Source organism: Streptomyces sp. NBC_00016, assembly GCF_045040885.1.
In the GTDB taxonomy this organism is placed as follows: Bacteria; Actinomycetota; Actinomycetes; order Streptomycetales; family Streptomycetaceae; genus Streptomyces; species Streptomyces coriariae.
Genome location: NZ_CP108304.1, coordinates 5697328 through 5710849 on the forward strand (window position 1 = coordinate 5697328; position 13522 = coordinate 5710849).

Sequence of the window (13522 nt, forward strand, 5' to 3'; positions counted from 1 at the left end):
GTGTTCACTGGCAGAGTCCGTAGAGTCGCACGCACGGCTAGGAGGTGTCGGGATGACCGAACACGTACGGGTGGCGGTGATCGGGTCCGGTTTCGGTGGGCTGGGCGCGGCCGTGCGGCTGCGCCGCGAGGGGATCACCGACTTCGTCGTCCTGGAGCGGGCGGGCAGCGTCGGCGGGACCTGGCGGGACAACAGCTACCCGGGGTGCGCCTGTGACGTGCCCTCCCACCTGTACTCCTTCTCCTTCGCGCCCAACCCGGACTGGCCGCGCACCTTCTCCGGGCAGGAGCACATCCGCGCCTATCTGGAGCACGTCGCGGACGTCTTCGGGCTCCGTCCGCATCTGCGGCTGGACTCCGAGGTGCTGCGGATGACGTGGGACGCGCAGGAGCTGCGCTGGGACATCGAGACCGGCGGCGGGCGGTACTTCGCCGATGTCGTCGTGTCGGCCACCGGGCCGCTGTCCGACCCGAAGATCCCGGAGATCCCCGGCCTCGACACCTTCCCCGGCAAGGTCTTCCACTCGGCCCGCTGGGACCACGACCACGACCTCACCGGGCAGCGCGTCGCCATGGTCGGCACCGGCGCCTCCGCCATCCAGATCGTGCCCGCCGTCCAGCCCGACGTCTCCCGGCTGACGCTCTTCCAGCGCACCCCGCCCTGGGTGATGCCCCGCATGGACCGGCCCATCAGCGGCGCGGAGCGCGCACTGCACCGCGCCGTGCCCTTCACCACCCAGCTGCGCCGGGGACTGCTCTGGGGCATCCGGGAACTTCAGGTCCAGGCGTTCACCAAGCACCCGAACCAGCTCGGACTCGTCGAGCAGCTCGCCAAGCAGAACATGGCCCGCGCCATCAAGGACCCGGCCCTGCGTGCCAGGCTCACCCCGGACTACCGCATCGGCTGCAAGCGGATCCTGCTGTCCAGCACCTACTATCCGGCCCTCGCCCAGCCCAACGTGGACGTCGTCGCGAGCGGGCTGAGCGAGATCCGCGGCTCCACGCTGGTCGCCGCCGACGGCAGCGAGGCCGAGGTCGACGCGATCGTCTTCGGCACCGGCTTCCACGTCACCGACATGCCGATCGCCGACCGGGTGGTGGGCACCGACGGGCGGACGCTCGCGGAGAGCTGGAAGGACGGCATGGAGGCGCTGCGCGGTGCCTCCGCCGCCGGCTTCCCCAACTGGATGACGATCATCGGCCCCAACACCGGCCTCGGGAACTCCTCCATGATCCTGATGATCGAGTCCCAGCTGAACTACATGGCCGACTATCTGCGCCAGCTCGACGTCCTCGGCGGGCGCGCGGCGCTGGACGCGCGGCCGAGCGCCGTGCACGCCTGGAACCGCCGGGTGCAGGACCGGATGAAGCGGACGGTGTGGAACACGGGCGGCTGCACCAGCTGGTACCTGGACGCGAGCGGCCGCAACACCACCATCTGGCCGGGCACCACGGCCGAGTTCCGGCGGGCCACCCGCCGCGTCGACCTCGCCGAGTACGAGGTTCTGCGCGCACCCGCGGTGCCGCCGGCCCGCGCCGAGCACAGCGAGAACGACGAGGTGACGGCATGACCTCCGCCCGCGAGCTCACCGCCGTCTCCGCCGACGGCACGCTCCTGCACGTCGAGGTCCATGGCCCCGAGACCGCTCCCGCCGTCGTCCTCGCCCACGGCTGGACCTGCTCGACCGCGTTCTGGGCGGCCCAGATCCGGGACCTCGCCGCCGATCACCGGGTCATCGCCTACGACCAGCGCGGCCACGGACGCACCCTGCCGAGCCAGGCGTGCAGCACCGACGCCCTCGCCGACGACCTGGAAGCGGTCCTCGCCGCGACGCTCGCGCCGGGCGAGAAGGCGGTGATCGCCGGGCACTCCATGGGTGGCATGACGGTGCTGGCGGCGGCCGCCAGGGGGGCCTTCCAGGAACACGCGGCGGCCGTCCTGCTGTGCAGCACCGGCGCCTCGGCCCTGGTCGCCGAGTCCACCGTCCTCCCCTTGCGGCCCGGCCCGTTGCGGACCTGGCTGACCCGGCACATCCTCGGGTCGAGGGCGCCCCTCGGACCGGTCACGCCGGTCGCGAAGCGGATCCTCAAGTACGCCACGATGGGCGCCGGTTCCGCCCCGCACATGGTGGACGCGTGTGCCCGCATCGTGCACGCCTGCCCGCGCAAGGTGCGGCACACCTGGTCGCACGTGCTGAACCTGCTCGACCTCGACCACGGCGTACGGGAGTTGCGGGTGCCCACGGCGGTGATCGTCGGCAGCGGCGACCGGCTCACCCCGCCGGTGCACGCCCGCCGGATCGCCGCCGCGCTCCCGAACTGCGTCGGCCTCACCGAACTGCCCGGCCTCGGCCATATGACGCCGGTCGAGGCACCCGACCTGGTCACCGGCCGGATCCGGGAACTCGTCACCACATACGCACAGTTGAAGGAGGGCGCATGAGCAGGGTCGGTCTGGAAGGACAGGTCGCCGTCGTGACCGGGGCCGCGCGGGGCGTCGGGGAGCTGCTGGCCCGCAAACTCTCCGCGCGCGGTGCGAAGGTCGCGCTGGTCGGCCTGGAGCCGGACGCGCTCAAGCAGGTCTCCGAGCGCCTGCACAGCGACAGCGACCACTGGTACGCCGACGTCACCGACCACGAGGCGATGGCCCGGGTCGCGGCGGAGGTGAAGGAGCGCTTCGGCAAGGTGGACATCGTGGTCGCCAACGCCGGTGTGGCCAACGGCGGTCCGTTCGCCGACTCCGACCCGCAGGCCTGGCGACGGGTCATCGAGGTCAACCTGATCGGCTCGGCGGTCACGGCCCGCGCCTTCCTGCCGCTGCTGCGGGAGAGCCGCGGCTACCTCCTCCAGATCGCCTCGCTCGCCGCGATCACCCCGGCGCCGATGATGACCGCGTACTGCGCGTCCAAGTCGGGCGTGGAGGCGTACGCGCACAGCCTGCGCGCCGAGGTCGGCCACCAGGGTGTCCGCGTCGGCGTCGGCTATCTGTCCTGGACCGACACCGACATGGTGCGGGGTGCCGATCAGGACGAGGTGATGCGGGAGTTGAGGCAGCGGCTGCCGTGGCCGTCGAACAAGACGTATCCGCTGGGGCCGGCCGTCGACCGGATCGTGGCCGGGATCGAACGGCGCTCGTCGCACGTGTACGGACAGTGGTGGCTGCGGGGGATGCAGGGGGTGCGCGGCTGTCTGCCCGCGCTCATCGGGACGGTGGGCCAGCGCGAGATGAAGCGGTTCGCGCCCCGGCTGCAGGGGATGCGGACGGGGCTGGTGGGTGCGGGCGGCTCCGCCGACGAACAGGCGAGGGCTACGCAGCGTAGTTGATCGACATGCGCTCGGTGAGTGCCCGTGTGAATCTGGTCGAGGCCCCACCAAGGGGCCCCAACCCCCCTCATCTCCCACAGGAGTGAACCCACATGGGTATGAAGGACAAGTTCCAGGACCAGTCCGAGCAGTTCAAGCAGCAGGCCAAGCAGAAGGTCGGGCAGGCCAAGGAGCAGGCGCAGCAGCGCGGCAAGCAGCACCCGGGCGAGCGTCCCGGTGAGCGTCCGGGCGAGCGGTCCGGCGACCGTCCCGGCGAGCGGCCCGGAGAGCGTTCGGGCCAGCGTCCCGGTGAGCGTTCCGGCCAGCGTCCCGGCCAGGACACGGAGCGCATGCGGCGCGACGACGACGACCGTATCGGCCAGGACTTCTAGCCGAACCCGGTCTGTGCGATGACGTGGGGCGCCCTTCCTTCCGGGAGGGCGCCCTGCCTCGTTTGCGGAGGCCGTCGTTGCGACGGCCCATGAAGCCCGTGCCCCCTGGAGCCCGTGCCTCCTGGAGCTCGTGCCTCCTGGAGCCCGTGCCCTTGGAGCTCGTGCCCCCTGAAGCCCGTGACCCCTAAAGTCCTTGGCGGGGCGGCAACTTGGGCCGGGAGCGGTCGGGGACGTCGTCGTAGGTCGGCGGGCTCGCCGGGGGGCGGCTGGTGAGAAGGTCCAGGGCCAGCCGTACGGCGTCGTCGAGTTGGGCGTGGCGGCCTTCGGCCCAGTCGAGCGGGGTGCGCAGCACCTCGAGGTCGGGGGTGACACCCCGGTTCTCCACGGACCAGCCGTACGCGTCGAACCAGGCCGCGTTCATCGGGACGGTGATGACGGTGCCGTCGCCGAGCTGGTGGCGGCCGGTCATGCCGACCACGCCGCCCCAGGTGCGCTGGCCGACCACCGGGCCCAGCTTCAGCAGCTTGAAGGCGGCCGTGATCATGTCGCCGTCCGAGGACGTCGCCTCGTCGGCCAGCGCCACCACCGGGCCTCGCGGCGCGTTCGAGGCGTACGACACCGGCTGGGCGTCGCGGGTGAGGTCCCAGCCGAGGATGGTGCGGGTCAGCTTCTCCACCACCAGCTCGCTGATGTGCCCGCCCGCGTTGCCGCGCACGTCCACGAGCAGTGCGGGCCTGGACACCTCCATCCGCAGGTCGCGGTTGAACTGGGCCCAGCCCGAGCCGCCCATGTCGGGGATGTGCAGATAGCCGCACCGGCCACCGCTCAACTCGTGTACCACGGCCCGCCGTTTGGCCACCCAGTCCTGGTAGCGCAGCGGGCGTTCGTCGATGAGCGGGACCACGGCCACCCGGCGCGGACGGCCCGAACCGCCCTCGGCCGAGGTGAAGGTGAGTTCCACCGTGGTGCCGCCCGCGCCGGCGAGGAGCGGATACGGGCCGGTCACCGGGTCGACCTGTCGTCCGTCCACGTGCGTGAGGACCGCCCCGTCGCGGATCCCGGTCCCGGCCAGCGGGGAACGCGCCTTGGAGTCGGAGGAGTCGCCGGGCAGGATCCGCCGGACCGTCCAACCTGCTTCGCGGTGTACGAAGTTGGCGCCCAGCAGGCCCTGGAGGCGTTGATAGTGCGGTGGGCCCTCGTTGCGGCGGGCGGCGGTGACGTACGCGTGGGAGGTGCCCAGTTCGCCCAGCACCTCACGCAGCAGGTCCGCGAACTCGTCGGGTGACGCGACCCGTTCGACCAGCGGCCGGTACTGGCCGAGGACCGCGTCCCAGTCGATGCCGCACATCCCCGGGTCCCAGAAGTAGGCGCGGATCAGCCGCCCGGCCTCCTCGTACGACTGACGCCACTCGGCGCCCGGGTCCACCTCGTGCAGGATGCGCCGCAGGTCGATCCAGACCGTGGAGTCCAGGTCGCCGGACTCGGCCGACGGCACCGCCCGCAGGTCGCCCTCGTCGACCACGACCAGCCGGGAGCCGTCCCCGCTGAGCGCGAACCAGTCGAGGTGGTCGACGAGTTCGGACTTCTTCGCCTTGCTGATGTTGAAGTACTCGAGGGTCGGCCGCCCGCTGGTGTCGTCCGGGTTCGCGAAGGTCTCGCCCAGCGCCCCGGAGATCGGCCAGCGCAGCCACACCAGTCCGCCGCCCGCCACCGGGTAGAGCGCCGAGTACTTGGACGCCGGTACCGGGAAGGGCGTGACGCGGCTCTCCAGGCCCTCGATCTCGACGGTCACGGCTCCGTCGCCGCCCTCGTCGTCCTCCACCGGGTCCAGGCCTCCGGCGGCGGGCCGGCCCTCCGGGGTCAGGGCGAAGGGGGAGGGGGTCGCCGACGACAGCGGCACCAGGTAGGGGCGGCAGCCGAGCGGGAAGGACAGGTCGCCGGTGTGCACGTCGTACACCGGGTCGAAGCCGCGCCAGGAGAGGAAGGCCAGGTAGCGGCCGTCCCTGGTGAAGACCGGGTTCTCGTCCTCGAACCGGCCGTTGGTGACGTCCACGATGAGCCGGTCCTTGATGCGGGCCATCTTGATCTGCCGCAGCGACCGGCCGATCCCCGGATGCGACCAGGTCAGCCAGCTCCCGTCGGGGGAGAAGGCCAGGTCCCGCACGGGCCCGTTGACCGACGAGATCAGCTCGGTGACCGCGCCGTCCGCTTCCGTGCCGTCCGCTTCCGTGCCGTCCACGTCCGTGCCGTCCGCCTTCGAGCCGTCCCGGTCCGTAGCGTCCCGGTCCGTAGCGTCCGGGTCCGTGCCGCCCGCGTCGTCGGACCCGGCGATGTCGTCGTCGGCCAGGGCGAGGTCGTCGGACACGGTGATGAGGAGCAGCCGTCCGTCGTGCGCGGCGACGGCGAGCCGCTCGCCGTCGGGGTCGGACACCATCTCCAGCACCCGGCCGAGCCGCCCGGAGGCCAGCCTGCGGGGCGCGCGGTCGCCGGTGGCCCGGGGCAGATGGGCGATCTCGACGGCGTCCTCGCCCTCCGCGTCCGTCACATAGGCGACCTGGCCGCCCGAGCCGAGCATCTCCGGCAGCCGCACCCGTACCCCGGGGGTGTCGGTGATCGTCCGGGCGGGGCCGTCGCGGTGTGTCAGCCAGTACAGGCTGCCGCGTACGACGACGGCGCTCGCCCGTCCCGTCTCGTCGACGGAGATGCCGTCCACGTGCTGGGCGGCCGGGATCTGGTAGGGCCGCCGCCCCGCGCGCGGGCCGCTGAGCCGTACGTCGATCCGGCGCGGCTCGGAGTCGGCGGCGAGGTCGTCGACGATCCACAGGTCGCCGGCGCACTGGTACACCACCCGGGTGCCGTCGCTGGAGGCGTGCCGGGCGTAGAAGGCGTCGTGGTCGGTGTGCCGACGCAGGTCGGAGCCGTCGTGGGCGCAGGAGTAGAGGTTGCCGACGCCTTCGTGGTCGGAGAGGAAAGCGATCCGGCCGCCGACGAAGAGGGGGGAGTGCAGATGGCCGTCGAGGTCCGCCAGGAGCCGCTGCCCGTGCAGCCACAGGCGGCCCGTCGCCCCGCCCCGGTAGCGCTTCCAGGCGGCGGGTTCGTGCGGCGGGGTGCCGGTGAGCAGGAGGGTTTTGCGTTCGCCGGCGATGTCGGCGGTCTGCAGGTCGGAGACCGGGCCCCAGGGGAGCTTGCGGCCGGGTGCGCCGTCGGTGGGGACCTTGTAGGCCCAGGTGAAGTAGGAGAAGGGCTCGCCGTGCGAGGCGACGGCGAGGATGTCGGTGTTCCCGTCCTGGTCGGGGGGCGTCCAGCCGCAGACCTGGGTGTCGGAGCTGCCCCAGTACGTCAGCCGCCGTCCCGGTCCGCCGTCCACGGGCACCAGATGGATCTCCGGGACGAGACTGCGCCAGCTCGTGTACGCGATCAGGGTCCCGTCGGGGGAGAACCGGGGGTGTCCGGCCTTGGTGCGGTCGACGGTGAGCCGCCAGGCGCGGCCGGGGTCGGCCAGGGGGGCCAGCCAGAGGTCGTCCTCGGCCACGAAGCACAGCAGGTCACCACTGAGGTGGGGCAGACGCAGATAGCTCACCTCCCCATGCTTTTCCGGCGAATGGGGCCGGGCAACTTGTGCGCTTGCTTTATGCGCCCTTCACGTTCGTGAGCCAGCACACGTACGAAACGGTTTCGTTTCGCTGTTCCTCAGGGTATCTTCATGGTGTACGAGACGAGTCGGCGACGACGGAGCCGGAAGGTGAGTGACATGACTGAGATCGCAACGACGCGTCGCAGTCGCATCACGCCCGAGCGCGAGGCCGAGCTGTACCGGGCCGTGCTCGACCTGCTCCGCGAGGTCGGCTACGACGCCCTCACCATGGACGCCGTCGCCACCCGCACCCGATCCAGCAAGGCGACGCTCTACCGCCAGTGGGGCGGCAAGGCCGAGCTGGTGGCGAAGGCGGTGCGGCACGACAAGCCGGGCGCTTCCGCCGGCGGCGTCGACACCGGATCGCTCAGGGGCGACCTGCATGCCCTCACGATGCGTTCGGACGACTGCGAGATGGAGCAGAACTCCGCGCTGATGCGAGGGCTGGCCATGGCGATCCATGGCAGCCCGGACCTCCTGAGGGCGTTCAAGGAACACCTCGTCGAGCCGGAGATGGCGGAGTTCCGCAACGTGCTCCAGCGGGCGATCGACCGGGGCGAGGTCCGTGCGGACAACCCCGCGCTCGACTACGTGCCGCACATGATGATCGGCGCGTTCGCCGCCCGCACCATGCTCGACGAACAACCCCCGACGCAGGCCTTCCTCCTCTCGTACATCGACGCCGTGGTCCTCCCTGCCCTCGGCGTCTCCACCACCACCTGACCGTCCCCACGGTCCGCCCACCTGACGTCACCGCTCACGTCGTCGGGCCGATCACCCCTGCTCTCCCCGCCGGGTTGGTCAACCCTGCCCTTGGGGCCTGTGGCCCCACACCACGACCTGACCGGGAGTACGCCTCCGTGGCCACGTTCCTTTACAAACTCGGCCGTCTCGCCTTCAGGCGACGCCACTTCGTCGCCCTGATATGGGTGGCCCTGCTGACCCTGGCCGGCGTCGGCGCCGCCTCCGCGCCCGCCGCCGGCACGACCTCCTTCTCCATCCCGGGTGTCGAGGCCCAGAAGGCCTTCGACCTGCTGGAACAGCGCTTCCCCGGAGCCAGCGCCGACGGCGGGACCGGGCGCATCGTCTTCAAGGCGCCCGAGGGCCAGAAGATGACGGACGCCGCCAACAGGGCGACCGTCGAGAAGACCGTCGACGCCCTCGGCGACGGCTCCGAGGTCGCCTCCGTCACCGACCCGTTCACGACCGGCGCCGTGAGCAAGGACGGCACGGTCGCCTACACGTCGGTGAAGTACGACGCCCCCGGCATGGAACTGAAGGACTCGACCAGGGACGCCCTGGAGAAGGCCGGGGACGACGCCCGGGCGACCGGACTGACCGTCGACGTCGGAGGTGACGCCCTCCAGGCCGGCGCCGAGCCGGGTGCGATCGGCGAGGTCATCGGTCTCGCGATCGCCGCCGTCGTCCTCGTCATCACCCTGGGCTCGCTGGTCGCCGCCGGACTGCCGCTGCTGACGGCGATCATCGGTGTCGGCATCGGCGTCTCCACCATCACCGCCCTCGCCAAGGCACTCGACCTCGGCGACACCACCTCCACCCTCGCGTTGATGATCGGCCTCGCGGTCGGCATCGACTACGCGCTGTTCATCGTCTCCCGCTACCGGAGCGAGCTGGCCGAGGGCCGCGACCGCGAGGAGGCGGTCGGCCGCGCCACCGGCACCGCCGGCTCGGCGGTGGTCTTCGCCGGTCTCACGGTCGTGATCGCCCTGGCGGGCCTCGCGGTCGTCAACGTGCCGATGCTGACCAAGATGGGCCTCGCGGCGGCGGGCACGGTCGTGGTGGCCGTCCTCATCGCGCTGACCATGATCCCCGCGCTGCTCGGCTACGCCGGCAAGAGGGTCAGGGCCACGGGCGAGAAGCGCAGGTCGACCGGTGACAGGACCGGTGACAGGACCGGTGACAGGACCGGCGAGAAGACCGGCGAGAAGACCGGTGCCGGGACCGGTGAGAAGGGGCGGCAGGGCAAGCAGACCAAGCCCGGTCTGGGTGTCCGCTGGGCGAGCTTCGTCATCCGCCGTCCGGCCGCCGTGCTGCTGCTCGGCGTGGTCGGGCTGGGCGCGATCGCCGTCCCCGCCACCCAGCTGGAGCTGGGCCTGCCCGACGACGGCTCGCAGCCGACGTCCACGACGCAGCGCCGGGCCTACGACCTGCTGTCGGAGGGCTTCGGCCCCGGCTTCAACGGGCCCCTGATGATCGTGGTCGACGCCAAGAACAGCGACGACCCCGAGGCCGCGGCCACCACGGTGACCGACGGGATCAAGGACCTCAAGGACGTCGCGACGGTCACCCCGGCGATGTTCAACAAGGCCGGCGACACCGCCACGATCACCGTGATCCCGGGCTCCAAGCCGTCCTCGACCCAGACCGAGGACCTGGTGCACGCCATCCGTGACCAGGGCACCGACGTCAGGGCCGACACCGGCGCGCAGGTGCTGGTCACCGGCACCACCGCGATGAACATCGACTTCTCGCAGAAGCTCAACGACGCGCTGATCCCGTACCTGGGTCTGGTCGTCGGCCTGGCCTTCCTGCTGCTGATCGTGGTGTTCCGCTCCATCCTGGTCCCGCTGAAGGCGGCCCTCGGCTTCCTGCTCAGCGTGCTCGCCGCGCTCGGCGCCGTCGTCGCGGTCTTCCAGTGGGGCTGGCTCGGCGGACTGATCGGCGTCGAGGAGACCGGCCCGATCATGTCGATGATGCCGATCTTCATGGTGGGCGTGGTCTTCGGCCTCGCGATGGACTACGAGGTCTTCCTCGTGACCCGGATGCGGGAGGCGTACGTCCACGGCGAGAGCCCCAGCCAGGCCATCGTCACCGGCTTCCGGCACAGCGCCAAGGTGGTGGCCGCCGCCGCGATCATCATGATGGCCGTCTTCGGCGGCTTCATCAGCTCCACCGAGTCGATGATCAAGATGATCGGCTTCGGCCTCGCGATCGCCGTCTTCTTCGACGCGTTCATCGTGCGCATGGCGATCGTGCCGGCGGTGCTGGCCCTGCTCGGCAAGAAGGCCTGGTGGCTGCCGAAGTGGCTGGACCGCGCCCTGCCCAACGTGGACGTCGAGGGCGAGGGCCTGAAGACCCAGGCCGACGCCGCCTCGTCCCGTGACGGCGACGAGGACCGGGAACTGGTCCGCGCCTGACGTACCGGTCCACCGATAGACCGCCGGTGAGGGCTCCGTGGGGACGGGGCGCCCTCACCGGCTTCTTCTTCGCGATCGGCCACCGGTCGGCCGGGGCCGCCGACCATGATGTCCGGGTGACTCACCGCATCAGCGCTCTGATCTCGTCCTTCGGCGTTCTCGTCAGCGTATTGCTGCTTCTCCTGGCCGTCCGTGAGCACCGCGACGGGGCTCCGGCCCTCTGGATCGGGGCCGGGGCCGCGATCCTGCTCAGCGCTTCGTACGCGCTCGCGCGCGACGTACGACGGCTCCGCACGGGCCCGGTGCCGTGAGGCGGGACAACCCGCTCGCGTGCCCCGTACACGGACCGCTAGCGTGCCGTGCATGACGACGACAGCCGCGCATCCCCGATTCGCCGAGGCACTGCACGACCTGGGCCTCGACCAGCTGCACACCCGGGTCCGCCGGTTCCCCGAGGCGACCAGGACCGCCGCCGAGGCCGCCGCCGCGATCGGGTGTGAACTGAGCCAGATCTGCAAGTCGCTGATCTTCGCCGCGGACGGGGTGCCCGTGCTGGTGCTGATGGACGGCGCCTCGCGCGTCGACGTGGAGCTGGTGCGCAGGGAACTCGGCGTGGCGAAGGTGACCCGGGCCGCCGCCGACCTCGTACGGGAGACCACCGGGTACGCGATCGGGGGTGTACCGCCCTTCGGGCACCGGACGCGCACGCGGGTGCTGGCCGATCGGAACCTCCTCGCGCACGATGTCGTGTGGGCCGCGGCCGGGAACCCGCACGTCGTCTTCCCCATCGCGCCCCGGGAGCTCGTCGAGCACGCCGGCGCGACCCTCGTGGACGTGCGCGAGCGCACCGCGTGACCCCGCTGGTCACCGCGGCCGTCCTGGTCGCCGCGATCACCCACGCCAGTTGGAATGCCATCGCCCACCGGATCACCGACAAACTCGTCGGGTTCACGCTGATCGCCGGCGGCGGCATGCTCATCGGCCTCGCGCTCGTGCCCTTCACCGCGTTCCCGGCGGCCCGCGCGTGGCCGTACCTGCTGTCCTCCGCTCTCGTCCACATCGCCTACTACGTGCTGCTGATGCGGTCGTTCCGGCTCGGCGACTTCGGGCAGGCCTACCCCATCGCGCGCGGCTCAGCGCCGCTCGTCGTCACCGTCCTCGCCGCCGTCTTCGCACACGAGGTGCCGGACGGCTGGGCGGCCGCCGGTGTCGCGCTGTCCTGCGCGGGGCTGACCGGCGTCGCCCTGTGGGGGCTGCGCGGCCGGCGGCCGGACTGGGCGGCGATCGGCGCCGCCCTGGCGACCGGGCTGACCATCGCCACGTACACCGTCGTCGACGGGCTGGGCGTGCGGGCCTCCGGGTCCTCCCTGGGGTACATCGCCTGGCTGATGGCCGTGCAGGGGGTCGTCATCCCGGCGTACGCCGTCCACCGCTGGCGCGGGGAGACCCTCGCCGTGCTCCGCCCCTACGCCGCCCTGGGCCTGCTCGGCTCCGCCCTGTCCGTCCTCGCGTACGCCCTCGTCCTGTGGGCGCAGACCCGCGCCGAACTGGCGCCGATCGCCGCGCTGCGGGAGTCGTCGATCATCGTCGGAGCGGCCATCGGCGCGCTGTTCTTCAAGGAGCGGTTCGGCGCGCCCCGGCTCGTCGCCGCCGGACTGCTCGTCGTCGGTATCGGCCTGATGCTGCACACGGGCTGACCCGCTCGCCCGCACTTCGTCGGTCCGGGTGCGCGGCTGGTTAGGGTGAAGTCATGCCCGAGACAACAGCGTTCGGTCCTGACGATCTCGACTCCTACCTGAGGAGGATCGGCTGGGAGGGGGAACGCCGTGCCGACGCGGCGACCCTGCGGGGTGTGCATCTGGCCCACAGCCGCGCCATCCCCTTCGAGAACCTGGACCCGTTGCGCGGCACGGTTCCCTCGCTCGTCCCCGCGGACCTGATCGCCAAGCTGGTGCGGGGCGGCCGGCGCGGCGGCTACTGCTATGAGCACAACATGCTGCTCGCGGGCGTCCTGGAGGCGCTGGGCTTCGGGGTGACCCTGCTGACGGCGCGGGTCGTCGTGGGCGCGCAGCGGTTCGAGGAGCGGCCCCGCACCCATATGGCGCTCCTCGTCGAGGTCCCGGGCGACCCGCGGCCGTACCTCGCCGACGTCGGTTTCGGCGCCCCCGGAGCGCTGCTCGAAGCCGTCCCGCTCACCGCGGACGTGGAGTTCCACGACGCGGGCCGCCGCCATCGCCTCGTCCACGCCCCGCACCGCGGCCCGCTGGAGCTGTGGGTGCTCCAGGCGTACGCGGCGACGGCCGGGGCGCCCGGGGTGTCCGAGGCGCCCGGGACATCGGGGGAGTCGGGGGAGACGGGGGAATCGGAGGAGACGGAGGAGTCCGGCGGGGGCGTCTGGCAGGCGCAGTACGCGTTCACTCTCGAACCGTTCGAGCGGCCCGACTTCGAGGTGATCAACTGGCACATCGCCACCAACCCCCGCTCGCCGTTCAGCAGCCGCGCCTACGTCCAGCGCAGCACCCCCGACCGCCATCTCCTCCTCAACGGCCCGCTGCTCACCGAGACCCACCCCGACGGCACCGTCAAGCAACGCGAGCTCACCGACGAGACGGAGGCGCGCCGGGTCCTCGACGAGGAGTTCGGCATCGCCCTACCGGACGGAACGCGGCTGCTGCCCTGAGCCGACTGGGTGCGTTCGTCCGCTCTCGGGAGCACCCTGGAAGGAGGACTCCCGGAGGTGACCTCATGACCACTATGCACACCACTGTCGGATGGCATGTCGAGCTGGAGTTCGAGGAGGACGGCCGGCACACGCGCGCGGTGGCGCTGGTACGCCTGCCGGACGGGACCGAGATCAAAACCCAGGGGCATGCCACCCGGCACAACGTGGACGTCAACCAGCCGCGGGTCGGCGAGGAGATCGCCGGCGCCCGCGCCCTCAACGAGATCGCCATGCAGCTGCTGACCAAGGCCCATGTGGAGATCGACGACGACTCGGGCCGCAGGTCTCACTCGATCAACGTGTGACGTGTGGGC

The 13522-nt window shown here is 71.7% G+C and carries 12 protein-coding genes; 11 read left to right on the forward strand and 1 reads right to left on the reverse strand.

Annotation, left to right across the window (positions count from 1 at the left end; genetic code table 11):
• The first annotated feature begins 52 nt into the window (after positions 1–52).
• From OG933_RS25340 to OG933_RS25355, 4 genes are all read left to right on the forward strand, one after another.
• On the forward strand, positions 53–1570 hold the full coding sequence (locus OG933_RS25340; protein ID WP_405629042.1) for a flavin-containing monooxygenase: 1518 nt from the start codon (positions 53–55) through the stop codon (positions 1568–1570).
• The gene (locus OG933_RS25345; protein ID WP_362523649.1) at positions 1567–2442 is read left to right on the forward strand and encodes an alpha/beta hydrolase; all 876 of its coding nucleotides are present in this window, start codon (positions 1567–1569) and stop codon (positions 2440–2442) included. Before OG933_RS25340 ends, OG933_RS25345 begins: the two co-directional genes overlap by 4 nt.
• Positions 2439–3323 carry an SDR family oxidoreductase gene (locus OG933_RS25350; protein WP_405629044.1) on the forward strand — a complete coding sequence of 295 codons (885 nt, stop codon included), beginning with the start codon at positions 2439–2441 and terminating at the stop codon, positions 3321–3323. The genes OG933_RS25345 and OG933_RS25350 overlap by 4 nt, the downstream gene beginning before the upstream one ends.
• Positions 3324–3415: 92 nt before the next feature.
• The gene (locus OG933_RS25355) at positions 3416–3694 is read left to right on the forward strand and encodes a hypothetical protein (protein WP_362523653.1); all 279 of its coding nucleotides are present in this window, start codon (positions 3416–3418) and stop codon (positions 3692–3694) included.
• A gap of 184 nt (positions 3695–3878) precedes the next feature.
• On the opposite strand, the gene OG933_RS25360 is transcribed toward OG933_RS25355, so the two are convergent.
• Positions 3879–7274 carry a S41 family peptidase gene (locus OG933_RS25360; RefSeq protein ID WP_362523655.1) on the reverse strand — a complete coding sequence of 1132 codons (3396 nt, stop codon included), beginning with the start codon at positions 7272–7274 and terminating at the stop codon, positions 3879–3881.
• Between the two features lie 171 nt (positions 7275–7445).
• Here OG933_RS25360 and OG933_RS25365 point away from each other — a divergent pair, with 171 nt between their 5' ends.
• From OG933_RS25365 to OG933_RS25395, 7 genes are all read left to right on the forward strand, one after another.
• Complete coding sequence (locus OG933_RS25365; protein ID WP_020128396.1) at positions 7446–8051, forward strand: TetR/AcrR family transcriptional regulator; 606 nt, start codon at positions 7446–7448, stop codon at positions 8049–8051.
• 137 nt (positions 8052–8188) lie between these two features.
• Entirely contained in the window at positions 8189–10486 is a 2298-nt protein-coding gene (locus OG933_RS25370; protein ID WP_405629045.1) for an MMPL family transporter, read from the forward strand.
• A 26-nt stretch (positions 10487–10512) separates the two neighbouring features.
• A complete protein-coding gene (locus tag OG933_RS25375) occupies positions 10513–10797 on the forward strand; it encodes a hypothetical protein (RefSeq protein WP_405629047.1) in 285 nt (94 codons plus the stop codon).
• 52 nt (positions 10798–10849) lie between these two features.
• On the forward strand, positions 10850–11341 hold the full coding sequence (locus OG933_RS25380; RefSeq protein WP_405629049.1) for a YbaK/EbsC family protein: 492 nt from the start codon (positions 10850–10852) through the stop codon (positions 11339–11341).
• Positions 11338–12183 (forward strand): DMT family transporter, encoded by an 846-nt coding sequence (locus OG933_RS25385; protein ID WP_362523663.1) that lies wholly within the window; start codon positions 11338–11340, stop codon positions 12181–12183. Before OG933_RS25380 ends, OG933_RS25385 begins: the two co-directional genes overlap by 4 nt.
• A gap of 53 nt (positions 12184–12236) precedes the next feature.
• The gene (locus OG933_RS25390; RefSeq protein ID WP_405629052.1) at positions 12237–13166 is read left to right on the forward strand and encodes an arylamine N-acetyltransferase; all 930 of its coding nucleotides are present in this window, start codon (positions 12237–12239) and stop codon (positions 13164–13166) included.
• 74 nt (positions 13167–13240) lie between these two features.
• On the forward strand, positions 13241–13513 hold the full coding sequence (locus OG933_RS25395; RefSeq protein ID WP_020128401.1) for a dsRBD fold-containing protein: 273 nt from the start codon (positions 13241–13243) through the stop codon (positions 13511–13513).
• Positions 13514–13522 lie beyond the last annotated feature (9 nt).